Here is a 23055-nt window from a genome sequence, read left to right as displayed (position 1 = left end):
AGCGAATTAAAAAGATAAAAGTATCCCTGTGTTGATTAATCGAGCTTGAGGATAGTAATGCCCTAAAGTATTAGTCGATTCAGGATCATACATTTTCAATTTGGACCAAGTAACTAAGTTCATACCGCTCGCATAAACTCTAAAACTTGAAATACCTAAGCGTTCCACAAGTTTCGCACTTAGATTATATCCTATTTCCACATTTTTTAGACGCAGGTAATTGTTTGAATGCAACCAATAGGTATTGTCTTTGGAATAGTACTGATCCGAACGATCGGTGATACGCGGATGTTCAGAACTAGGATTATCGATCGTCCATCTATTTTCATAAAATTCATGTAAGTAATTACCAATTGCACCAGATTCATCTGTCGCTATCCGAACTTCTCCACCCATAGCCCCTTGAAATAAGATGGATAGATCAAAATTCTTATACCGTAATCCCAGATTCAAACCACCTTGAAAAGTTGGATTCGTATTCTTATTTGTCCGCACACGATCATCCGGCGTAATCTTTCCGTCTCCATCATAATCTTTATACTTCATATCACCAGGTCTTAGATTATTCGTAATTGCCGAATAATCCAAGGTATTAGAGTTGATCTCTTCCTGACTTTTAAATACACCATCATATTGATAATACAACCCGGAATTGATCACTCTACCAGTTGTCTGCTGCCAAGATGGTGCTCCAGCAGCTTCATCCCAGAATACAATTTTATTTTTAGCATACCCACCATTGATGGAAGCACTATATCCCCAATCGCCTTTCTGATCGCGATAACCTAAATTAAACTCCCATCCTTTGTTATCAACTTTGCCGATGTTCTCAGCAGGTAAGGTCATACCCGTACTTTGAGGAATAGATGCATTACGTCTCCATAGGATTGAGTTTCTTCTATTTTTAAAAACATCAAACTCAAAGTTAATCTTACCCCCTAAAAGCTGCGCATCAATACCTAAATTATAATTATTAGCAACCTCCCAAGTAATGAAATTATTTGGGACACGGCTTTCGTATAGGGTTTTAATCATTTCATCGCCAAGAATATAAGACCCAAATTTATAAGTGGAGAAGAATTGATATTCTTGTAGGAGATCATCATAAAAGACATTATCATTTCCCATCTGACCATAAGATGCTCGTATTTTAAAATAATTAATGGCTTTTATATTATCCTTCCAAAATCCTTCTTCTGAAGCGACCCAACCTAACATCGCTCCTGGAAAAAATCCATAACGCGTTTTCTCCGGGAACATATAAGAACCATCATAACGCCATAGCAACTCAGCAATGTACTTCGATTTATAATTGTAATTGATCCTTCCAAAATAATTCAATCTTGCACGCTCCCATGCACTACCGTCATTATTCTTCTCGGCATCACCACCAGCAAACAGATAATCGACCTTATCCGATAAGAAATAGCGTCGATAAGCTGAAAAGTTATCATTTTGGATTGTTTCTCTGTTTACCCCAGCTAGTATATTGAACGTGTGATCACCAATGACCTTATCATAAGTCAGCACACCGCCCAGCAATATATTCAACTGATCTTCATCAGATTGGTTTAGCCGTGGATCTGCCGGACCTCTTTTGCCCGCTACCAATTGTGGAGTTACTCCATCAGCTTCATAAGCTCCCTGCCAAGTATACAGGTACCACGGCGTCTCCCAACGTTTAATTTTCTTAATGTATTTATCGACAGCTGCATTACCAGAAAACTTCAAGCCTTCTATCCAAGGAATTGTGATATCAATCTGTCCATTGGTTTGAAAATAATACCTTTTATCACGTTCATAACCTGTTTCGTTAGTCGTGATCACAACAGGATTTTCACCATTTTCAATGTCAGGTCCAGGCATTCCATTTGGCCAATAAGCTGGTTGTGTAGGATTACCCCGCATCAACATTCTAAAGATGGTACCCGCTCCTTTGGTTGGGAAATTTCTATTTTCTTGACGCCCTAAAACTCCAAATTTGGTTGTGATGTATTTACTTATCTTGGCATCCAAGTTAATTCTTAAGTCATATTGTTTATATCCGGTTGCAGATTTTTTATAGTAGGCATCTTGATTCTGATATCCAATTGAGGTTAGATATTTCACCGCATCATTTCCTCCGGTAATCTGTACATTATGCTTCTCTTGAGGAGACCAATTCTTTAAGGTTTCCCCATACCAATCTGTATTAGGATGTCCCCAAGGATCACTGCCATCTTTAAATAATTGAACATCTTCTGGTGTAAAAGGAGCGGAAACAGCTGTATTGTTTGGACGGATAAAAGTACCGGTCGTTTTGAAGGCATTTTGTGCTGCTGCCCACTCTGCTACCGGTAATTTATAAATCTCGAGTTCATTTCGCAATTCGGAATATTCAACGGCATCTGTCAATTTTGGAATGACCGTCGGTTGTGAAAATCCCTTATTAAAATTATACGATAATTTAGGTTTTCCGTTTGTTCCCCTTTTTGTCGTTACTAAAATAACTCCATTTGCCGCTCTTGCACCATAAATGGCTGCAGAGGCATCTTTTAAAACTGAAATATTATCAATATCTGCCGGATTTAATCGTTCAAAACCACCTTGACGTGCGGGAATTCCATCAATAACAATTAGTGGACTCGAATTTCCTAAGGTATTGGTTCCACGGATACTTATAGTTGACCCATCATAGCCGGGTTCTGCAGATCCATTCGTCGCAATTACCCCCGGCACCCGGCCTGCTAAGGCATTGGAAACATTGAGAGCTGGTGATTTTGATAGTTCAGAACCTTTTACAGCGACTACAGATCCTGTAACAGTTTCCTTCTTTTGCACCCCATAACCAACCACAACCACTTCTTCTAGGTTGGCGCTGGAATTAACGAGACTCACCATAATGCTGGTTCTTCCTTTAACTTCTTCATCTGTAGAAGTCATTCCGATCATTCGAAAATTCAACTTTCCGTCACTTGGAACATTTGTCAAAACGTACTCCCCTTTTTGATTTGTCTTGGTAGCGATATTTGTCCCTACAACAGATACAGTGACACCCTCAATTGGTGAACCATCATCTGTATTAGTGACAATGCCACTAACTGAAATCTTTTCTTGAGCCGAACTCATAAAAGTTAAACTCTTTGGATTTGCAAGCACGGGTGATTGGCAGATTGTAGATAAAGAGACGATAGCTCCCATCCAAAAGGCTTTCTTCCATTGCTGTTGACCTAAATTAAGATTGCTCATAATTTTTTAGTTTGGTTTAAAATAGTTGATGTTAATTAAATTAGGTAAACAGACTGTTTCTATTGGAAGTATACCAATAGTCTATTAAACAAGACCGTTATTTAATTTAATCGGTTTAAATTGGTAATGTATACAAAACACTAAGGCTGTATTATGTACACCAACTAAGTTATATCAAATTAAAGTTGTCTAAAAAGAAAAATATATCCTTTTATAAAAAAAATAGTTAAATTTCTCATTACCAGGAAAGTAAAAGTTGAAGAGTTTTTTTACCGTGTAACAGATGTTTGGTCGCAATAAGTTATTAACAATTTAATGTTAACAACTAACATAACGTGTTAATAATTGTAGTAATCTTAACTTATTAACACTTGGCTATTCACATATATTCTAGTTATTTATGGACAATATAAATAAGTTTAAAAAGATTATCAAAAGAAGTATAAATGTTTAATACTTTTTTTTGTAAAACTTAAATTTAAAAAATACAGCATTAAATACCATTTAATCAGCCACAAAGCAATAAATCCGGCATAAATACCTTATTCACATTTTTGTTATAAAATGTGGATAACATAAAATACAAGTCCTATAGTTATCAACAATATTAATTCACAATGTGGATAACTTCAAGGAGAGAATCATCAAATCTGATTAAAAAATAAAAATGTAGAAAATGAAATAACAAGGTAAAAAAAAGAGTCATCCGGACGGGATGACTCTTTTTTCTAAAATTATAATAATGCTACTTAGGCAAATAAGTCTGAGCTTAAATAACGGTCACCCCGATCACATGCAATAAATACAATAGTTCCTTCTTCAATTTCATTTGCTACCTTCAATGCGGCCGCAAATGCTCCTCCAGAACTCATACCTGCAAATATACCCTCCCTTTTCACTAACTCACGAGCCATCTCAGTAGATTCTTTCTGCGAGATATCTAGGATACGGTCGACACGAGAAGCGTCAAATATCTTCGGAAGATATTCCTCAGGCCAGCGACGAATCCCCGGAATGGATGACTCCTCAGTTGGTTGACAACCGACGATCTGTATTTCAGGATTTTTCTCCTTCAGATATATAGAGTTCCCCATTATCGTACCGGTAGTACCCATTGCACTAACAAAATGTGTAATCTTTCCTGCGGTATCACGCCAAATCTCCGGACCTGTAGTTTTAATATGTGCTTTATAATTATCGGGATTTGCGAACTGGTTTAAAATAAAATAATCTCCTGTGGCAGCTTTATCTTCCGCATAATCACGACAGATCTCCATGCTCTCTAATAATGTGACCTGTGCACCAAATGCCTGCATCGTTAATGTCCGTTCGCGCGTAGAAGTAACTGGCATTACTAGTTCTAAACTTAGGCCATAAATACCTGCAATCATAGCGAGTGCAATACCCGTATTTCCACTCGTTGCTTCAATCAACTTTGTATCCTTCGTAATTTCACCTCTTTCCATAGCCGATCGAATCATATTCAATGCAGCACGGTCTTTTACACTACCTGCAGGATTATTTCCTTCCATTTTAGCGTAAATCTTCACATTTCGATTACTATGAAATTTTGTGATTTCAACTAAAGGAGTATTGCCAATGGTATCAATGATATTTCCCATATTAAATTAAAGGTTTGGAATCTATAAATTTAGAATTTGCTTGATGATAGACAGTTGTATAAGGCTCTACAGAATTTGTCAACCACACATTTCCCCCGATAACGGAGTGATGGCCTACAACAGTATCGCCACCTAATATGGTTGCTCCCGAATAAATAATGGTATGATCTTCGATTGTAGGATGCCTTTTCACATTGCATAAAATTTTCTCAACACTCAATGCGCCTAGCGTCACCCCCTGATAAAGCTTTACATAATTTCCGATAACACAGGTTTCACCTACGACTAAACCTGTACCATGATCAATATAAAGATGATGGCCGATAGTTGCTGCCGGATGAATATCAATGCCCGTCTTCGAATGCGCGTGCTCTGTTAAAATACGGGGTATCAAAGGAACACCAAGACGGTGAAGTCTATTTGCGATCCGAAAAATACTTATTGCGAAAAAACCGGGATATGTACGAATAACTTCCCGTTGATTCTTTGCTGCCGGATCGCCTGCTATTAAAGCATCAGCGTCTGAACACATCAATTCATATAATTGTGGTAATGATTGAAAAAAATCACGTGCAACAAGCGAGTGATCACATGCTTCACAAGCCTTTGATTTACTTAACAGTTGCTCTAATTCAAGCTCAGCTTGCTGAAAAGCAAGTTGCACTTCTGCGACAGATTTTATCCCACCTGCATTTCGCTCTGGAAATAACAGATCTAAGATCCCTACTGCCCAGCCTGATATTTTTTTATTGGAAGGCATTTCAAATACCTCCAATTGTTTTTGATAAATGTGTTCGTAAAAATCATTCATGGGTGTAATCCCTTTATGTAATAGTACAAATATACTATACTTATATGGTAGATAAAATATACAATTTATAAAACCAGCTTGTTAAAAAGAAGTTGTAAAGTTTCTGCCGGATCTTCACATAATCCGGGGTGTACCGGAGAACACTGGATAATTGTGCTTCGATTGGCGGTCAACCATCTGAAACGTTCTGTCTGATCCAACGCAGCTAATTTGCCACCATCTTTTGCTCCTGTACATATTTTCACAAAAGATTCAAGATGAGCCTTTATCATTTCTATATCCATATCCGGAAATAAAGATCTGGCGCGCACTTCATCGATATCAAACAGAACATTTGCAAATCGGTATTTCCGGCAATATAACGCCACACCAACATTAATAAACTCTTCACGCTCCACACGTGGTACTAAGCGTACCACCGCATACTCATATAATGTTTTTTCGGGCATCTTCAATTTGATTTAAAAAATGATCAGCATGTGCTAAGCGCTTCATCAAAAAGGACACGTAAACTTCTCGCGCCTCAGCTGCAGATAAATCTCTCGATTCATCAACTAACCATTCACTTGGTATGATATCCACTATATTACGGATCACTTCTTCGGTTAATAAAGAACGGTATTGTCGGTCCACCGATTCAACTTGGTTGGCGTTCTTTAATAACACATGATCTTTTATCTGCACAAAGGGTTTTATAGCTTGCTCTTCCCAATTGTCCCAACTATGGTGGAAGTATAAGGAAGCTCCATGATCAATCAACCATAATTCTTTATGCCAGATCAGCATGTTTGTATTACGGACCGTACGATCAACATTCATCAACAACGCATCGAGCCAGACAATTCGAGATGCTTCTTCAGGACTTATCTGATCAACATTGGCATCAAAAGTAATGGCCCCATTTAAAAAATGAACACCTAGATTTTTGCCAACACTAAATTTTAATAAATCTTGAATTTCCTCATCAGGTTCGGTTCTGGCAAAAGATTCATCCAAATCTGCAAAAACCATTTCAGGCATTCTGAGATTAAGAACACGGGCAATCTCTCCGCCTATCAACTCTGCAATTAAAGCTTTCTTTCCCTGTCCGGCACCTCTGAACTTAATCACGTAACTAAAGCCATCATCTGCATCGGCCAATGCCGGCAAAGAACCTCCTTCACGAAAAGGCTGTATGTAGCGGGTAATTCTAACTTCTCTTATTTCAGGTTTTTTAATTATCATCTGTCATCCTTTTATAATTTACCGATACTCAAGCGATAAATCCTTAAATCAAATATCAACATTTTTATTTTTTATTAGCGATATTCAGCTAAATTGGACATAATTGTGACGCATAAAAATGGTTAATTCTAATTATATTTGTAACAATAGTTCACTCACTTTCTCGTGAAATACGCAAATAATAGTTATGAATACGACTCAGGAATACAATACAGTTATCGAGCACTGCCAAGATTTATTTATCAAGAAAACGAAAGATTATGGAACAGCCTGGCGTATTATGCGACTTCCTTCTATAACCGATCAAATTTATATTAAAGCACAACGCATTCGTACTTTAGAGGTCAAAAAAGTATCTAAAGTTGGGGAAGGTATTTTGGAAGAATATGTGGGTATCATCAATTATTGTATTATGGGTATGATTCAGCTCGAATTAGGTGAAGATGGTGAAGAAAATTTAAGTCCAGAATTTGTAAATGAAAAATACACGGAAAAAGTAAATGAAACACGTGACCTTATGCTAGCTAAAAATCACGATTATGGCGAAGCATGGCGCGATATGCGGATTTCTTCGTTAACAGATCTGATACTCATGAAAATTCACCGTGTGAAACAAATTGAAGACAATAACGGCGCCACAATCGCCTCCGAAGGAATACATGCCAATTATCAAGATATGTTAAATTATGCCGTTTTTGCACTTATAAAAATGGGGTTAGCTCAATCAAACTAAAATTATGTCAGCAGTCATCAATAATAAATCGCAAAAAACAAACTATCTACTTTGCTTTGCGCGCATCTTTACAGGTCTTCTTTTTATTTTCTCCGGTTTTATAAAGGCGAATGACCCTACTGGCTTTGGTTATAAACTCGAAGAATATTTTCATGTTTTTCATACCGACTTTTTAAATGACTATGCTACAGCGATTGCTATCGTTGTCTGTGCACTAGAAATAATATTGGGTATATGGCTTTTGTTAGGTTTTTACAAAAAGCTTGTAGCGTGGGGTTTATTACTGCTGATCATTTTCTTCACTTTCCTTACTTTTTACTCTGCTTTTTTTGAAGTTGTTACTTCATGTGGTTGTTTTGGCGACGCTATTCCGTTGACACCCTGGCAGTCCTTTGGCAAGGATCTCGTCTTGCTTGCTTTGATCTTAATCATTTTTGTTTACCGCAATCAAATTACACCACTCATTAAAGATCCGACCAATCGTGGCCTCGTAGCAACATTTACAGCAGTCTTATCTTTTGGCATTGGAATCTATACGTTCATGTATTTACCTTTTATAGATTTTTTACCTTATAAAATCGGTAATAATATCCCATCGCTAATGGTTCTACCTGAAGGAAAAGAAGGCGATGTTTATGAACAGATCTACAGCATGAAAAATGTTAAAACGGGGGAAACAAAAACCATTACCGATAAAATTTACATGTCTGAAAAAGTCTGGGAAGACACAAACTGGGAAATCGTTGGCGAACCGCAAAGTAAATTGGTGAAGAAAGGCTATCAGATTCCGATTACAGATCTACTGATTACAGATGCTGAAGGAAATGACCATACCCAAGAAATAATCAATAATCCTTATTATAATTTAATTATTGTTGCTAAAGACCTGTCCAAAGCTAATGTAGAGGCTTTAGATAAAATCAATAAAATAGCGACAAAATTAACTGAAGATTACAATCTACGAATAGTGTTATTGACGGCCAGTTCTTCTGAAGATTCAGACTACCTAAGTGATAAATTACACTTAATTTCAGAAATATTCTATGCTGATCTTATTCCGTTGAAAAGCATGATCCGTGCAAATCCTGGGGTACTTTTATTAAAATCAGGAACCGTAATCGACAAATGGCATTACAATGCTATACCCGATGCAAAAGATATAGAAGAGCGATACTTAAGTTTAGATAAATAATAATATGCCAAAACCTATTTTTTTAATTGGCTATATGGGAAGTGGAAAAACCACTTTAGCCAAAAAGTTAGCAAGTAAATTAGAGTTACCTTTTATCGATACTGATGATGAAATTGTCAAAGAGATAGGCATGTCCATCACAGAATATTTTCAGTTGCACGGGGAAGAAAAATTTAGAGAATTAGAACGCAAGCAGTTACTAAAAACTGCGCAACAAAATGCAATCGTTTCTACCGGAGGTGGCTCTCCATGTTTTTTTGATAACATGCAGTGGATGAATGAAAATGGTATTTCGGTATATTTACAGATGTCACCAAAATCGCTATTTGATAGATTGTCTCAGTCAAAACCGAATAAAAGACCTATTTTAATCGGTAAAACTGAAGAGGAACTATTTAATTTTATTACTGAAAAATTAACTGAAAGAGAACCGTTTTATCAACAAGCTCATCTAATTATTGATCATATCAATACGCCAATAGATGATCTCATCATTTTATTAAAGAAAAACCAATAACAAATCACTGTATGTTTAGAAGAATAAATCTCTTCCCTTTTTTAATTTTTACAACCGCACTTTTAGCATCCTGCTTTCGGACCGGCACATCTTCGGATGTTCTGGCGGGTAGTAAAACACTCAATTTAAAAACAGCAGAGGAGCTTTATCAATTTTTAACATACGATGAAAACCGATATCCGCTCATCAGCTTACATCGAGGAGGCCCTACAACCGGTTATCCTGAAAATGCAGTAGAAACTTTTGCATTTAACGCGAGCTACAGACCTGTCATTGTGGAATGTGATGTTAGGTTGACTAAGGATTCTGCTTTAATATTGATGCATGACAGCAACTTAAACAGAACAACTAATGGCTCGGGATCAGTAGATTCTAAAACTAAAAATGAATTAAAAGGTTTAAGATTAAAAGATCCTAATGGAAAGCTAACCCCTTATCGAATTCCGAGCTTGGAAGAAGCCTTAGCATGGGGCAAAGGTAGAGTCATCTTCACCTTAGATATTAAACAAGGGGTTCCCTATGATTTGGTGATCCGTGCTATTCGCAGTCAAAAAGCTGAAAGTAATGCCATAATCATTACGTATTCCGCAAATCAGGCTGCTGTTGTGCATAATTTAGCCCCTGACCTCATGCTGTCTGCACCTATAAAAAATGAAGCAGATTTAGTGCGGCTCAATGATCGAGATATTCCAGATAATCGCATTATTGCCTTTCTCGGCACCAGAGAAGCGGATAAAAACTTAATAGAGCTACTTCATGAACATGGTATCATGTGTATATTAGGTACACTAGGAAATTTAGACCGCCAGGCCAAACAAAAAGGAGATCAACTATATGCCCGCTTTATTGAAAATGGCGCAGATATTTTGAGCACCGATAGACCCCTAGAAGCGGGACGCGTTTTAGACTTTTACATAAAAAAGAGAAATATAACTTCCAAATTTATTCAATAACGATGGTAAGACAAGAAGCAAGTAAAACTAAAACATGGTTAAAAAATAGCATATTTTAGAGTAAGCGCGCTTTTATCATTGTCTATTACCAATCATTGAATTGGGGACAAAAAAGTAAAGCAGCTATTCTTAAGAATAGCTGCTTTACTTTTTTATTGTATCACTCTTTTTTTATTTCTTCATACTTCCTTGATCGCGCAAATTCACATGCCAGCTAAATGCTTCTTCCAAGATATGTGGTGTATGGCCCCCGCGCTCACAGGCACGGTCATAGTAGTCTTGTAACTGCTCTTTATAATCTGGATGAACACAGTTATCAATGATAACTTGAGCGCGTTCACGAGGAGCTAATCCTCTTAAATCGGCTAGACCGATATCAGTTACTAATATGTCAACATCATGTTCTGTATGATCAACATGTGATACCATGGGTAACACATGCGAAATACGATCTTCTTTTGATGCTGCCTGTGTAACGAATATACTTAAGTAAGCATTTCTTGCAAAATCACCTGAACCACCTATACCATTCATAATATTGGTGCCTGAAATATGTGTGGAATTTACATTGCCATAAATATCAAATTCAATAGCCGTATTAATAGCGATAACACCCAAACGACGAATTAATCCTGGAGTATTTGAGATATTTTGCGGTCTCAAGACCATCTTATCACGATACTTATCCAAGTTTCCAAATACACGATCATAGCAGGGCTTTGAAACCGTAATGGAAGAAGCCGATGCAAAATCCATTACTCCCGCATCAATTAAATCAAAGGTACTATCTTGTAAAACTTCTGAGAACATCGTTAAATTGCGGAAATTACTGTCTTTAAAACCCATTAAAACAGCGTTCGCAACTTTACCTATCCCCGCCTGAAGTGGCAATAAACTGGAAGACAGATGTCCCATTTCTACTTCTTTCTCAAAGAAATTTAAGATATGACTCGCAATAGCCGTTGTCTTATTATCTGGTTCTGCAATATCTGCCGGACTATCTTCGATATCAGTAAATACAATTCCAACGACTTTTGAAGGGTCTAAGGCAATTGTTTTTCGCCCAATTTTATTCTCAGGAGCTACTATAGGTATAACGTTTCTTCTTGGATAATCTTCGGCTTGATAGATATCATGGATGCCACGAATCTCCATCGGAACAGCTGTATTTATTTCTAAGATCACATGCTTGGCTAAAGCAGCAAAAGTTGCTGAGTTACCCACTGAAGTGGTCGGAATAATACTACCATCGGCTTCAATCGCTGCTACTTCAAGTACGGCAATATCAACAGAGGCTAAATTCTTATTGTGCAGCAACTCTGCTGTTTCACTCAAATGCTGGTCAATAAATAGGACTTCCCCGCTATTGATCTTTCCTCTAAGTGTTCGGTCCACCTGGAACGGCATACGCTTAGCAAGAACACCAGCTTCAGCCAGCTTACCATCTGTGCCATGACCTAAAGAAGCACCTGTGATCAATGTTATCTTTAAAGGATCTGTTTTCGCCCGGTCTGCCAAAGCTGGCAATACGACTTTGCTGTCTCCGGCTTTCGTAAATCCACTTGAGCCAACGATCATACCATTTTCAAATAGTTGTGCAGCCTGCTCTGCTGTAATTACTTTATCAAGTAAACTTTTAAGTTTAATTCTATCGTATGACATATTCCTTTACTTATTTCCCAATTTACTAATATTTACAAACATATTCTTAGTAATTGTTTGAATATTAGAACAAACAATATTAAGTTATTTTTTCTATGTCAATTTATTGCAATTAGTCACAAAATTATCCAATAAAGACGATATATTTGTAATTATTTATAAATCAGCATTTAATATTTTTTATCAGAAGAAATCGTTTTAATATTAAATATTTGAAAAAAACATAAAACACTATCAATCAACCTCTTAATTGTTTAAAAAATTTCAAAAAATTAGTACACACTTACTTACATACCCAAATTAACAATCAATAATGGTGAGTATTAACTTACATTCATAAAGTAATACAAAGCTTTTGTATAAAAACTTTAACTTTGCAACGGAAACGGAAGGAAATCATGAATATAAAAAGCGATATAAAAGATCCCAAATATGTTAATCGTTATTACGTAACAGAAGTGGATTCTTTTGAGGATAGCATCTATTGTCACCATGCTATCATTGGCGAAAATTTTATTACCGAGCATGTGCACAATAAAGATCAATTTCTTTATACAGAAGGTGGTGTTGTTTTTTTAAAAACAGCTGAGAAGTCCTATTTTCTTCCTGCAAGACATTACATCTGGATACCGGCTGGCATTCGCCACAGTATTCATCCGAGCACCCCTGATGTGGTTATGCGTAATCTTTATTTTCCAAAGTATGATACTGACCAGGAGTTCTACAAGAAGATAAGCATCTACCCTGTCGACGATCTTCTTAATGAGTTGATCATGTTCACAAACAGATGGAACGGTAATATTTTCCCTGTTGAAGAGCCTAAATATTCGCTTGCAAAAGCATTTAAATTATTATTACCTGAAGTCTCCCAGCACGAGCTACCATTGGCACTCCCCTATCCGAACAATCAAAAGCTAAAAGATATCGTCACCTTTTTAGAAAGCCGCATTGAGGAAAATGTAAGCTTTAAAACACTTTCTCAAAAATTCAACATCAGCGAACGTACATTAGCGCGTCTTTTCCAGAAAGAACTCAACATGTCTTTTATACAGTATTATACAATATTAAGAATGTTAACGGCTCTTAAACTTCTTTTAGATGAAAAACTAAGTGTAAATGAAGTTGCTTTGAAGGTAGGTTATAGTAGTTTGCCGACGTTCAGTAATACCTTTAATAAAGTGATCGGTGTAAGACCAAGCGAATATGTAAAGCAAAAACAATTGTTAATTTAATATTTTTAAGTATTTTAGTTCTCTAATACCTAAAATCTTAATAATGAATTATAAAAAACTATTTTTTAGTTTAGCAGGACTTGCCCTGTGTGTTTCAGTTGGCGCCAGCTCACTGAACAAGAAACCAAAACCATTACAATTATTCAATGGCAAGGATATAAAAAATTGGACGCCAAAAATTAGCAAGCACGAGGTTGGAGAAAACTATGCGAATACGTTTCGTGTTGAAGATGGTTTATTAAAAGTAAGATATGATGGGTATGATCAATTTGATCAACAATATGGCCATTTATTCTACAACAAAGAATTTTCTGCTTACATCCTACGTGTTCAATATCGTTTCGTTGGCGATCAAGCTAATGGAGGTGAAGGTTGGGCGTGGCGCAACAGTGGTGCTATGTTACATGGTCAAGATCCTAAAACAATGGCAAAAGATCAAGATTTTCCAGTTTCAATTGAAGGCCAGTTATTAGGTGGCGACGGAACAAATGAACGGACAACAAGTAATCTATGTACACCGGGTACAAATGTTGTCATGAACAATAAATTATTTACACCACATTGTGTAAGCTCTACATCGAAAACTTATCATGGAGATCAATGGGTAACAGCAGATTTTCTTGTCTTAGGAGATTCTATTATCCAACATTTTGTAAATGGAGAAAAAGTTCTCGAATATCAGAAGCCGCAATATGGTGGTGGAAATGTATCGCACTCTGACCTTCCAAAAACAAAAGCGGGGCAACTACTCAGTAAAGGAACAATCTCTCTTCAAAGCGAGAGTCATCCTATAGACTTTAAAAAGGTTGAGATTTACGATTTAGAACCTTATATGAAAAACCCAGCGGCTCTGAAAAAGGCAATTGCAGCGGTAATGGAAAAATAAGAAAAATAAAAAAGTGTCGAGAATCTCGACACTTTTATTTACATTCATTCGCTTGGAAAAGAGAAAATCCAGGGTAAAGTAAAAACATAAAGAAAAGGGATACAGAGAACTGTATCCCTTTATATATTATACTGAAAGCTTAAACTAAACCGTTAACAAATTTAGTTAACTTAGATTTGTTGTTAGAAGCTTTTTTCTTGTGGATTACATTTTTCTTAGCCAAACGATCAAGCATAGAAATTACACGAGGCAATAAAGTTTTAGCTTCTTCTGCTGAAGTAGAAGTGCGTAATTTTTTAATTGCGTTACGAGTAGTTTTTGCTTGGTAACGGTTTCTTAAACGCTTTGTAGCGTTTGCTCTAATTCTTTTGATCGCTGATTTATGATTTGCCATTTTTTAGCTAATTTTTATTCGTTCTTTACTTAAAATTCGGAATGCAAAAATAACATCTTATTTCTAATATTCAAAATCTATTTTAAAGTTTTCTATACTTATCTTTGCAACATGCAAAAATTATCCATGGATCAGCTGCAACGTGCTGATGTTGAAACATTCAAAAACCAAGAGAAAACAGCTATCACACTCGTTCTAGACAATGTGAGAAGTATGCATAATGTCGGATCAGCTTTTAGAACGGCTGACGGATTTGCAATAGAAAAAATATTCTTATGTGGTATCACGGCTACACCTCCACATCGCGAAATTGAAAAAACAGCTTTAGGTGCGACACAAACGATTCCATGGGAACATGTCGAGGAAACTATGGAAGCAATTAAAACTTTAAAAGAATTGGGGTATACTATTATTGCGATCGAACAAGCCGAAAACAGTGTACTATTACAAAACTTTATACCTGCAAAAGATGCTAAGTATGCTTTAATATTTGGCAATGAAGTGAATGGTGTCGATGAAGAAGTCATGACATTAGTGGATTATTGTATCGAAATTCCGCAATTTGGAACAAAACATTCCTTCAATGTATCTGTCACAATTGGTATCGTAACTTGGGATTTTATTCAAAAAAGTAAGTTCTCTTAATTTTTTATCAATTAAGGGGATATAAGTATTTATATTACTTCCTATTTCCAATGCAAAATAGTAGATTTGTGATGCAAAATTTTAAGAAGAAATGAGTGTATTAGTTAATAAAGATTCAAAAGTAGTTGTTCAAGGTTTCACTGGAACAGAAGGTACTTATCATGCTAGTCAAATGATCGAGTACGGAACAAACGTAGTTGGTGGTGTTACACCAGGAAAAGGTGGTCAAACACATTTAGACCGTCCCGTATTCAATACTGTTAAAGATGCTGTAGAAAAAGCTGGTGCTAACGTTTCTATTATTTTCGTACCTCCTGCATTTGCAGCAGATGCGATTATGGAAGCTGCTGAAGCAGGTATCGAAGTAATCGTATGTATCACTGAAGGTATTCCTACTAAAGATATGATTCAAGTAAAATCTTACTTGAGTGACAAAAATTCTCGTTTAATCGGACCAAACTGTCCAGGTATCATCACTGCTGATGAAGCTAAAATTGGTATCATGCCAGGTTTCATCTTCAAAAAAGGTAATGTTGGTATTGTTTCTAAATCAGGAACATTAACTTACGAAGCTGTTGATCAAACTGTAAAAGCTGGTCTAGGTATTACAACTGCTATCGGTATTGGTGGTGACCCAATCATTGGTACTACAACTAAAGAAGCAGTAGAATTATTAATGAATGATCCAGAAACTGAAGCGATCATCATGATCGGTGAAATCGGTGGTGGTATGGAAGCTGAAGCTGCTCTTTGGATTAAAGAAAATGGTACTAAACCAGTAGTAGGTTTCATCGCGGGTCAAACAGCGCCTCCAGGACGTCGTATGGGTCACGCTGGTGCTATTGTTGGTGGTGCTGACGATACTGCAGCTGCTAAGATGAAAATCATGGCTGAGTGTGGCATCCGTGTAGTACAATCTCCTGCTGAAATCGGAAAAGCAATCGCTGAAGAATTAGCTAAGAAAAACTAAGCGTAAGCTTTATATATAAAAAAAGCCTTGCAAAAAATTGCAAGGCTTTTTTTATATATACCCCCTTCTACTTACTGTTACCAGTCAACTCCATTGGAATCTTTCCTTTTAGCATGACAGTTATTCTGGAATCATCTTCCGATTTCACATCAATTAGTAAATCCTGCGCATTATTCTGATCAAAATCTGTTGTCAACATCTGCACTGCCACACCATCTGTTTCTACAGCATACAGCGTTTTTAAATCTGCTTTTTTTATAGCATTTTCAAGAGCTTTAGATTCTTTAGCTTGCTCAGCCCCAATTTGGCAGATGACCAAATCTTGAATATCTTTCAATAAAGAATCGGGAACAAATTGTTTAATATCCATAAACAAATCTCCATCGCTAAGTTTGTTTACATCTTTTACATTAGCACCACTAAATCTAAAGATGTCTATCCCTTTTTGTTTTTTCGGCAATGAATTTACAAATTCATTAACTTTAGAAAGCTGTGCCTGAGCGGTAAACACGCTAAAAACAAGTGCAATTGCGGTTATTAACTTTTCCATAACTAGTTTATTATTTTAGTTTTATTATTTTTCTTTTCGTAATACTCGATCATTTTAGATAACTCATTTAAATCCAGATCAGCCTTAATATCAACAAAAACATAGTCCTCCTCATCTGCGATCCCCAATAGCACACGCTTCACATGATCTTTCTTCATCTCTGTATTAATCGTAATTTTTGATCCTTCACTATACAAACTCATCATTTCTTCAAAATTATTTTTAGCTAGATAAGCATTAAACTTACTCATGAGATTATCTTTTTTATTTCCAGAAATTGTCATGATCTTTAACTTCTTGATTTTCCGCAAGGCCAATGCCGCAATCGCATCCTCTTCATCTAATTCTTTTATTTTACCTTTAATAAATGCTTTTGTTAAAAACATCGGTACCCTTATTGATGCAACTTCCGTATCACTTGAGAGGTCTCTCTTACTCACAAACGACATGTTTGGACTTGTTTTAACAAAACAACTTTGCAAGGTCAGACAAAAGAGTAAAAGGGCTCCTATAATTATTGAATGCTTCATAATCCTATTGTTTAGTATTGACCAATTTATTTACATCATCGTAGCTCACCTTACCATCCAGGATCATAAAAATCGTACTTCCTTCAGATTGAATACTGAGCAATAAATTTTTAATAACATCCGATGCTGTATCTTCTGCTAAAAATTTAATTTTATTACCTTCCGAATTAATGGTGATCAATTCTTCGTATTTCAATTTGCCAATAGCTTTTGATACATCAGATTGCACTCCTAGATCTGCCTCTTCTAAGATCAGCATCTTAATACTGTTTATTTTAGAAAGCAATGGTTTTATACTATTTACTTCATTATCGGATAATTTCATCTTATTCAGCATGCTGAACATAGGCTTACCAATTTTAATAGAAGTCACCCCTTTTCCTTCTTTATATTGCTCAAAGATCTCATCTAATTTCGATAGTTGAGCATGTGCCAAACTTGAACACAATAGCGCTAATACTAATAATATCGTTTTCATAATTTTTATAATTCAATACTTAAACATTTTATATTTTCAACTTCCTTCATTCCTTTTTTTAAGTTCGAAGAGGCAAATAGCAGTGCATTTTCAGTAATCTTTAATGCTTCCGCTTCATCTGTAATTTTTACCCCATTGACCTCTACATAAAATTCTTCTGACGCAAGTGGCTCACTTGCCAGATCTAATTCTGGCTTTAAAACTGATCGGTCACTATTGTAAGTATCGATCCTTACAACCGTTGAATTCCGTGATAGCTTTTTTTCACTTTCTTTATTCTCAACCAATGGTTTCGTTTCAATGATATCCTTTTCATGATGCTCCTTCGAGAGAATCTTAAGAGTGGCCACCTCTTCTTCTTCCACTGCTTTTTGATTAGGCAAATACCATATACCTAAACAGATGACCAAAACAGCTGCTGCGATAGACGAAAACAATGTCCATATTTTTCTCTTTTGTGGCAGATGGACAGATTGTACCTTTTCTGTAGTTGTTAAAAAAGATTCAAAATCCAACGGCATCTCCGCTTTATCCTGCTCTGATAAGACCGAAAAATACCCCTCTTCGCTTTGCTCCTTTAGTAACCTTTCTTCGGCAAGAGTCGTTTCTCCTGCTAAATATTTAGCTTCTAATTTCTTTAATTCTTCTTTCTTCATAATCAAATACTTTTGTCAAATTGACTTTTATCACATTTCGAGCTCGCGATAAATTTACGCGCACTGCATTTTCATCTATTCCGACCAAGGCAACAATGTCTGCAATTTCATATTCCTCAATATCTCTGAGATACATCACCAGTCTTTGCTTTTCAGGGAGCTGATCTATGAATTTTAAAATAAGTTCTCTAGTTAAGGAAGGATACTTTTCTTTTTGAATATCTTGATCAAGTTGTGCCATATATTTTGTTTTGACCCCCTCTCTATTTAATCTATTCAAGGCAAAGTTTTTTGTCATTCGCATCGCATAAGCTTCGATATTCGTAATTTTTAAAAGTTCACTCCTCGATTCCCATAACTTCAATAATACTTCCTGAACCAAATCAAACGCATCATCCTGATCTAGCAAAAACCTATTTGCAAAACGAAATAACCGATCCTTATGGATGAAGACTGTCGTTTTAAAGGTTTCTTGGTTCATAAATTTTAATCGCTTTTATATAGAAGACATGCAAGGGTATCGAAATATTACATACTTTTTTAAAAAAAATAATTGGTGCTGTTATATTCTAGGAATTGTTTTCCTTATACGAAGGAACATAAAAAAACCGAAGCTTTTTAGCTTCGGTTTAAAAAGATAGATTATCCATGAAATGAATAATCATGTTTGTGTATAAATTATGAAGTAGCCTGAAAATAAACTACCCCTAGAAATTCAGTACATCAGTATAAAAGGATATCATTGAATTTACAAAATAATCCTTTATTACCTTACCAAAAAGGAATAAACTTTAATTACCGTAACGGTTGCATGCATTATTAACCTTTTTGCAATGCGTTGACAAGTTCACCATTCTCTCGTCTTAAATTAACAACTAATTTCTGATCTATAGCAGCTACTTCAATCATCGTACGGTTATCCTTTTCAGGCCCACCTCCAATGATAACATGATAATTATGATTGGCATCAGGGGGATAAAAACCAAATTCATGTGAGTGTCCACCGATCACTGCATCAACTTTGTACTTTTCTAAAATATCATGAAAACTTGTCCTGTTATGTACGGTTCCGTGATATTCATCGGAATGAAAAAATGGAAAATGATTGACAACAATGATATGTTTAGCTTTTTTACGCATTTTTGATTGCATGATCCCCGTTAACCAAGCACGTTGCTCTAATCTGTAATTATCAAATTCGTATTCACCTCTTAAAGCTTCATGTTCATCTTCCTTATCCTCACCCCCGTCTAAAATAATCCAAAGAACAGGGCCTACGGTAAAAGCCTGATAAAACTTATTGTTAGGTAAATCATAATAATTTTTCAAATGACGTATAAATGATCCTCTATTATCGTGATTTCCTTTCACCATAACAAAAGGAACCTGCGAAGCAAAAGCTTTAGCTATAGGATCTAGCATTTTATCAGTTACATCGCTCTGTTTCATAATATAATGAAACGAATCACCATTAATAATGACCAAATCTTTATGATTCAGAGCAGTCTTATTGTATAAATACGAGTAACTGCTTCTGTCTTCATGAATATCATTTAAAATTAAAACATCGCAGGTTGACTTGTTATCTATAGATAGCTTTGTATTTATCACTTCAGAACTGATTTCAAGACCACCCGGTCCTTTGGCCCCCACACGGTACTTAAAATCTGCTCCTTGATGTGGTACCTTAAATTTAAAAACTTCAGCACGGGCGTTACGTATACCATCTACTACTTCATAGATTTTATGGGACAATGTACCATCGTCCTTTAGTATGTCAACCCAGGCTATACCTGGACTACTCAAAACGCAACAGATAGTTATATGCTGTTCTGTTAGATTTTGGAGATAAGGAAGTGCGGCAAATTTAAAAGCAGTTTCTGCTAGTTCTAATTCATTAGCATTTACGTTCTGTACGAAAGATGCACCTCCAAGCAAGCCTAAGCTTTTTATAAAAAAACGTCTATCTAAATTCATCATAGATATATGCGTAAAAATTGACAGCTGATTATCAAAAAAATCAGCTTCATATTAGTTAAGTTAATCTTGAAATACCAGTAGAGTCACAGCAAGTCCCTTTAAGATGTTGCTCGACTTTATAAAGAAATATCTGTGACACGTTATGTTAAAAAATCTGGACCATGGTGAGATCGTGATCTTGGGCAAAAAAATTTAAATACCTTATTTTAGATCACTTCAATACGTTGTCCATCCCATCCTACTGCAACCACTCTGGTATAGCCTTCGGGTGTCTGAACCACTGTAGTTTTAATATCATCAACAGAACCTGCACCACGAAATGCGACTTTCAGCAATTTTTCACCTGCGTACGTTTCAAATGCTACAGCATTTTCCCACTTTGTATTATCAATTACAATCTTTCCTATCTGTTTTTCGATCCCACTATTTTTAGTTCCACGAACGGGTTGCTTTCCCTTAAAAATATCAATGGAATTCGCTGTTAAGTAATGCATAACAGGAGTGGTCGGTTTATTATATTGAGATGCATAAGATTTAACCTCACGAACATCCATTTCAGTAATCGTCATACGTCCGGGCGTATAATCATCTACCATCATATCCATTGTTGTCAACATACCAGAATGTTCAAAGAAATCTGTCAGATCCAATTTAGCAGCATCACATGCATTTTTAATAAAGCTTAGCTGATAGTAACTGTTCTCCTTTGCATCAATTATGGGATCATTGATTGCCTTCATAAAGATATCTGCGTAAAAATCTTTATTACCCCACTTTTCACCTTCTCCTACAACAGCCATGTAAAGTTGTAACTGCCAAAGCGGGACTAAAGTGCCAAAATGATCGCCGGCAAACCCTCTGTCATTCTCCCGTTTCATACGATCATGCCCAGCTTGTGTCATCCAAGGTTGTTTGTGCACAAATGCAGATTCCATATAAGTCGTGATACGCCCCCCAACTTTATGTTCATCATAATCCTTTAAAGCTTCGCGTTCTAATTTAACATCCTTTCTATTAAAAAGATAACGTGTCCAAACGGAATAGATATTATTTGTCGTTTCCGTTGTACCCGGCCAAGTCATATTAGGCCGTACCTGATTAACATGTCCAAACTCATGAGCAACTCCCCAACAATCCTTCTGTAAGGTTGGAATATGAGCCACCCAGGGCATCGTTTCATCGTGAAATGCGGCCCCAAATTCATCTGCGTGCATAAATCCATCCCATATTACACGACCGAACATATGATTACGGGGAACTTTATTATACTTAACAAGCCCCATTAATTCATGTTGGATAGTGATAATAGAATCATACAACTGAATAAGTTGAGTCCCCTGTGATGGAGCATACTTTTTTAAAGAAGCGACAGAATAAGCTAACTGTGTTTTTTTTCCAACGATATCTAAAATAGGTCCGTAAGCGTTTGCTAACAATTGGTCCCATTTTTTATTATCATCGTTAGCAACTTGAAAAACACCATTGATGTGCCCTGAAAGAATATGTACCTCAATTTTATTAGCAAGCTTTGCTTCTTTCGTATAATAATTGATGTAACTATTACCTTTTGAATGAGATTTGAGAATATTAAGTCCAGGTTTTAATTTGTAAGTCTCTTTACTGAAATCTTTATCATCCCAGTTCACAATATCCAAAGAAATAGAATTACCGTTAACATCTCCGACCCAGGCAATTATTTCGTCATTCTGATCAAAGTAAATACCCGTCGGATTTTCAAACTGCGAATATGCACCTGTTTTCAGTCGATTGGCTAAAATATGGGGATCTTGGTAGCTTTCATATTTTCGAATACGCTCATGCAAAGGATATGTCTTACTTTTCAGCTGTTTGGCAACAGCTCGAATTACCTCTGAAGATATGGCATTTATTTCTTTGTCACTTACTCCTTTTTTCAGAGTTGTAAATTTCTTATCATTAAAGACTTTAAAATCACTTTTATCTTGCCCCAACGATAGCAAAACAGTGCTGATTAAAAAACATGTGGTTATAATGTACTTTTTCATATCATGAATAAAAACGTGTTAAGGTAAAGCCAACAGGGCACTTAACAATAATTGGAGTTTTATATTATAATAATATAGGTATTAAAACCACTAATTTAGGTTTTTCAATTAGACATGTGGATAGATAAAATAAGCATAATAATGTATTATTATACGCAAATTTGATATAACTTCTCATCCCGTTCAAAATTAATTTGGTAGATAAGCTAAGAAGTAAAACCATAAAAAAACCCGAAGCTTTTGGCTTCGATTCTCTTCAGGTTTATTCATCAGCAGAAGGACCATAAAGTCCTGGTACTGGAATATTCAATAATCTCAAGTAAACAGTCAACTGACCTCTGTGATGGATCAAGTGATTGGTAATGATATAGCGCACGGCTCCAGCCTTGGGCAATCGTGCCATTTCCCAGTCACCAGCTTTTAACACCCATTCTTTTAACCAGTCCTCTTCAGGCAATTGTTCAATAGTTTCCTTATTTGCAATTAAACCTTTGATTAGAATATCTTTTAATTCGTCAATGGAATTAATTTTTAAAGGTTGATAATCAGTTTTAAAATCGAAGACATCCTTCGGAATAGCTTTAGAAACCCAATTATGCAATTCCACAACATGTGCTGCCAATGCGCCTAAACTCATCGATTTTTCGTGTGGACGCCAATCCAGATGTTCATCTGTAATGCGATCCAAAACACGACCTGTATTACTTGTCTCTCTTTCTAATTCAATCAGAAAACTCTTTTTAATACTCATAACCTTATTTTAAATAC

23 protein-coding genes are annotated in these 23055 nt (G+C 36.0%); 8 read left to right on the top strand and 15 right to left on the bottom strand.

The genetic code is table 11. The features are described from left to right. Window positions 1–6 precede the first annotated feature (6 nt). The 5 genes from JAZ75_RS13940 to JAZ75_RS13920 form a co-directional block, all read right to left on the bottom strand. Window positions 7–3228: a SusC/RagA family TonB-linked outer membrane protein gene (locus tag JAZ75_RS13940; protein ID WP_208696166.1), complete on the bottom strand. Its 3222-nt coding sequence runs from the start codon at window positions 3226–3228 to the stop codon at window positions 7–9. 749 nt (window positions 3229–3977) lie between these two features. Next, window positions 3978–4850, bottom strand: a complete 873-nt coding sequence (gene cysM / locus JAZ75_RS13935) for a cysteine synthase CysM (protein WP_132772112.1) — start codon at window positions 4848–4850, stop codon at window positions 3978–3980. A gap of 1 nt (window position 4851) precedes the next feature. Further along, entirely contained in the window at window positions 4852–5661 is an 810-nt protein-coding gene (locus JAZ75_RS13930; protein WP_021189639.1) for a serine O-acetyltransferase, read from the bottom strand. Window positions 5662–5726: 65 nt separating this feature from the next. After that, window positions 5727–6110, bottom strand: coding sequence for a DUF3037 domain-containing protein (locus tag JAZ75_RS13925; protein ID WP_021189640.1), 384 nt, complete (start codon window positions 6108–6110; stop codon window positions 5727–5729). Then, window positions 6088–6885 (bottom strand): HipA family kinase, encoded by a 798-nt coding sequence (locus JAZ75_RS13920; protein WP_208696164.1) that lies wholly within the window; start codon window positions 6883–6885, stop codon window positions 6088–6090. The genes JAZ75_RS13925 and JAZ75_RS13920 overlap by 23 nt, the downstream gene beginning before the upstream one ends. A 187-nt stretch (window positions 6886–7072) precedes the next feature. Between JAZ75_RS13920 and JAZ75_RS13915 the strand changes: the two genes are divergently transcribed. The 4 genes from JAZ75_RS13915 to JAZ75_RS13900 are packed head-to-tail and all read left to right on the top strand — an operon-like array spanning window position 7073 to window position 10280. Next, window positions 7073–7618 carry a DUF1599 domain-containing protein gene (locus JAZ75_RS13915; protein ID WP_208696162.1) on the top strand — a complete coding sequence of 182 codons (546 nt, stop codon included), beginning with the start codon at window positions 7073–7075 and terminating at the stop codon, window positions 7616–7618. Window position 7619: 1 nt separating this feature from the next. Beyond that, window positions 7620–8810, top strand: a complete 1191-nt coding sequence (locus JAZ75_RS13910) for a BT_3928 family protein (protein ID WP_409049543.1) — start codon at window positions 7620–7622, stop codon at window positions 8808–8810. Window positions 8811–8814: 4 nt separating this feature from the next. Further along, on the top strand, window positions 8815–9327 hold the full coding sequence (locus JAZ75_RS13905) for a shikimate kinase (protein ID WP_132772109.1): 513 nt from the start codon (window positions 8815–8817) through the stop codon (window positions 9325–9327). An 11-nt stretch (window positions 9328–9338) separates the two neighbouring features. After that, window positions 9339–10280 carry a glycerophosphodiester phosphodiesterase family protein gene (locus JAZ75_RS13900; RefSeq protein WP_132772108.1) on the top strand — a complete coding sequence of 314 codons (942 nt, stop codon included), beginning with the start codon at window positions 9339–9341 and terminating at the stop codon, window positions 10278–10280. 171 nt (window positions 10281–10451) lie between these two features. Here the strand turns inward: JAZ75_RS13900 and JAZ75_RS13895 are convergent, their stop codons facing one another. Continuing rightward, window positions 10452–11942: a succinate CoA transferase gene (locus JAZ75_RS13895; RefSeq protein ID WP_208696160.1), complete on the bottom strand. Its 1491-nt coding sequence runs from the start codon at window positions 11940–11942 to the stop codon at window positions 10452–10454. A gap of 398 nt (window positions 11943–12340) precedes the next feature. Between JAZ75_RS13895 and JAZ75_RS13890 the strand changes: the two genes are divergently transcribed. Continuing rightward, window positions 12341–13174 carry a helix-turn-helix transcriptional regulator gene (locus JAZ75_RS13890; protein WP_021187813.1) on the top strand — a complete coding sequence of 278 codons (834 nt, stop codon included), beginning with the start codon at window positions 12341–12343 and terminating at the stop codon, window positions 13172–13174. Between the two features lie 43 nt (window positions 13175–13217). Beyond that, the gene (locus JAZ75_RS13885) at window positions 13218–14060 is read left to right on the top strand and encodes a DUF1080 domain-containing protein (RefSeq protein WP_132772107.1); all 843 of its coding nucleotides are present in this window, start codon (window positions 13218–13220) and stop codon (window positions 14058–14060) included. Window positions 14061–14199: 139 nt separating this feature from the next. On the opposite strand, the gene rpsT is transcribed toward JAZ75_RS13885, so the two are convergent. Then, the gene (gene rpsT, locus JAZ75_RS13880) at window positions 14200–14454 is read right to left on the bottom strand and encodes a 30S ribosomal protein S20 (RefSeq protein WP_132844653.1); all 255 of its coding nucleotides are present in this window, start codon (window positions 14452–14454) and stop codon (window positions 14200–14202) included. Between the two features lie 111 nt (window positions 14455–14565). On the opposite strand from rpsT, the gene JAZ75_RS13875 reads away from it, so the two are divergent. Both JAZ75_RS13875 and sucD read left to right on the top strand, forming a co-directional pair. Next, complete coding sequence (locus tag JAZ75_RS13875) at window positions 14566–15099, top strand: RNA methyltransferase (RefSeq protein WP_208696158.1); 534 nt, start codon at window positions 14566–14568, stop codon at window positions 15097–15099. 91 nt (window positions 15100–15190) lie between these two features. Then, complete coding sequence (sucD, locus tag JAZ75_RS13870; RefSeq protein ID WP_132772105.1) at window positions 15191–16069, top strand: succinate--CoA ligase subunit alpha; 879 nt, start codon at window positions 15191–15193, stop codon at window positions 16067–16069. A 67-nt stretch (window positions 16070–16136) separates the two neighbouring features. Here sucD and JAZ75_RS13865 read toward each other — a convergent pair whose 3' ends face one another. The 8 genes from JAZ75_RS13865 to JAZ75_RS13830 form a co-directional block, all read right to left on the bottom strand. Beyond that, on the bottom strand, window positions 16137–16619 hold the full coding sequence (locus JAZ75_RS13865) for a hypothetical protein (RefSeq protein ID WP_208696156.1): 483 nt from the start codon (window positions 16617–16619) through the stop codon (window positions 16137–16139). A 2-nt stretch (window positions 16620–16621) separates the two neighbouring features. Then, on the bottom strand, window positions 16622–17149 hold the full coding sequence (locus JAZ75_RS13860) for a DUF4252 domain-containing protein (protein ID WP_084825452.1): 528 nt from the start codon (window positions 17147–17149) through the stop codon (window positions 16622–16624). A 4-nt stretch (window positions 17150–17153) separates the two neighbouring features. Further along, window positions 17154–17627: a DUF4252 domain-containing protein gene (locus JAZ75_RS13855; RefSeq protein ID WP_208696154.1), complete on the bottom strand. Its 474-nt coding sequence runs from the start codon at window positions 17625–17627 to the stop codon at window positions 17154–17156. 5 nt (window positions 17628–17632) lie between these two features. After that, window positions 17633–18283: a hypothetical protein gene (locus JAZ75_RS13850; RefSeq protein ID WP_208696152.1), complete on the bottom strand. Its 651-nt coding sequence runs from the start codon at window positions 18281–18283 to the stop codon at window positions 17633–17635. Beyond that, complete coding sequence (locus JAZ75_RS13845) at window positions 18249–18764, bottom strand: RNA polymerase sigma factor (protein WP_208696150.1); 516 nt, start codon at window positions 18762–18764, stop codon at window positions 18249–18251. The genes JAZ75_RS13850 and JAZ75_RS13845 overlap by 35 nt, the downstream gene beginning before the upstream one ends. A gap of 338 nt (window positions 18765–19102) precedes the next feature. Beyond that, window positions 19103–20263, bottom strand: a complete 1161-nt coding sequence (locus JAZ75_RS13840) for a metallophosphoesterase family protein (RefSeq protein ID WP_208696148.1) — start codon at window positions 20261–20263, stop codon at window positions 19103–19105. Between the two features lie 206 nt (window positions 20264–20469). Next, window positions 20470–22287 (bottom strand): M60 family metallopeptidase, encoded by a 1818-nt coding sequence (locus tag JAZ75_RS13835; RefSeq protein WP_208696146.1) that lies wholly within the window; start codon window positions 22285–22287, stop codon window positions 20470–20472. A 262-nt stretch (window positions 22288–22549) separates the two neighbouring features. Further along, on the bottom strand, window positions 22550–23038 hold the full coding sequence (locus JAZ75_RS13830) for a DinB family protein (protein WP_132844667.1): 489 nt from the start codon (window positions 23036–23038) through the stop codon (window positions 22550–22552). Window positions 23039–23055: the final 17 nt, after the last annotated feature.

It is taken from the genome of Sphingobacterium sp. UDSM-2020 (assembly GCF_016132525.1).
Classification (GTDB): Bacteria; Bacteroidota; Bacteroidia; order Sphingobacteriales; family Sphingobacteriaceae; genus Sphingobacterium; species Sphingobacterium anhuiense.
Note: the sequence above shows the minus strand (reverse complement) of the source record. Positions and strands in the feature narration are given on the sequence as shown.

What these genes read in the sequence shown, in the direction of transcription:
- JAZ75_RS13840 (WP_208696148.1), bottom strand. Translation starts at nt 20,263, where the DNA reads ATGATGAATTTAGATAGACGTTTTTTTATAAAAAGCTTAGGCTTGCTT.
- JAZ75_RS13835 (WP_208696146.1), bottom strand. Translation starts at nt 22,287, where the DNA reads ATGAAAAAGTACATTATAACCACATGTTTTTTAATCAGCACTGTTTTG.
- JAZ75_RS13940 (WP_208696166.1), bottom strand. Translation starts at nt 3,228, where the DNA reads ATGAGCAATCTTAATTTAGGTCAACAGCAATGGAAGAAAGCCTTTTGG.
- JAZ75_RS13895 (WP_208696160.1), bottom strand. Translation starts at nt 11,942, where the DNA reads ATGTCATACGATAGAATTAAACTTAAAAGTTTACTTGATAAAGTAATT.
- rpsT (WP_132844653.1), bottom strand. Translation starts at nt 14,454, where the DNA reads ATGGCAAATCATAAATCAGCGATCAAAAGAATTAGAGCAAACGCTACA.
- JAZ75_RS13860 (WP_084825452.1), bottom strand. Translation starts at nt 17,149, where the DNA reads ATGAAGCATTCAATAATTATAGGAGCCCTTTTACTCTTTTGTCTGACC.
- JAZ75_RS13900 (WP_132772108.1), top strand. Translation starts at nt 9,339, where the DNA reads ATGTTTAGAAGAATAAATCTCTTCCCTTTTTTAATTTTTACAACCGCA.
- JAZ75_RS13925 (WP_021189640.1), bottom strand. Translation starts at nt 6,110, where the DNA reads ATGCCCGAAAAAACATTATATGAGTATGCGGTGGTACGCTTAGTACCA.
- JAZ75_RS13875 (WP_208696158.1), top strand. Translation starts at nt 14,566, where the DNA reads ATGCAAAAATTATCCATGGATCAGCTGCAACGTGCTGATGTTGAAACA.
- cysM (WP_132772112.1), bottom strand. Translation starts at nt 4,850, where the DNA reads ATGGGAAATATCATTGATACCATTGGCAATACTCCTTTAGTTGAAATC.
- JAZ75_RS13855 (WP_208696154.1), bottom strand. Translation starts at nt 17,627, where the DNA reads ATGAAAACGATATTATTAGTATTAGCGCTATTGTGTTCAAGTTTGGCA.
- JAZ75_RS13845 (WP_208696150.1), bottom strand. Translation starts at nt 18,764, where the DNA reads ATGAACCAAGAAACCTTTAAAACGACAGTCTTCATCCATAAGGATCGG.
- JAZ75_RS13905 (WP_132772109.1), top strand. Translation starts at nt 8,815, where the DNA reads ATGCCAAAACCTATTTTTTTAATTGGCTATATGGGAAGTGGAAAAACC.
- JAZ75_RS13920 (WP_208696164.1), bottom strand. Translation starts at nt 6,885, where the DNA reads ATGATAATTAAAAAACCTGAAATAAGAGAAGTTAGAATTACCCGCTAC.
- JAZ75_RS13930 (WP_021189639.1), bottom strand. Translation starts at nt 5,661, where the DNA reads ATGAATGATTTTTACGAACACATTTATCAAAAACAATTGGAGGTATTT.
- JAZ75_RS13885 (WP_132772107.1), top strand. Translation starts at nt 13,218, where the DNA reads ATGAATTATAAAAAACTATTTTTTAGTTTAGCAGGACTTGCCCTGTGT.
- JAZ75_RS13865 (WP_208696156.1), bottom strand. Translation starts at nt 16,619, where the DNA reads ATGGAAAAGTTAATAACCGCAATTGCACTTGTTTTTAGCGTGTTTACC.
- JAZ75_RS13890 (WP_021187813.1), top strand. Translation starts at nt 12,341, where the DNA reads ATGAATATAAAAAGCGATATAAAAGATCCCAAATATGTTAATCGTTAT.
- JAZ75_RS13830 (WP_132844667.1), bottom strand. Translation starts at nt 23,038, where the DNA reads ATGAGTATTAAAAAGAGTTTTCTGATTGAATTAGAAAGAGAGACAAGT.
- JAZ75_RS13850 (WP_208696152.1), bottom strand. Translation starts at nt 18,283, where the DNA reads ATGAAGAAAGAAGAATTAAAGAAATTAGAAGCTAAATATTTAGCAGGA.
- JAZ75_RS13915 (WP_208696162.1), top strand. Translation starts at nt 7,073, where the DNA reads ATGAATACGACTCAGGAATACAATACAGTTATCGAGCACTGCCAAGAT.
- sucD (WP_132772105.1), top strand. Translation starts at nt 15,191, where the DNA reads ATGAGTGTATTAGTTAATAAAGATTCAAAAGTAGTTGTTCAAGGTTTC.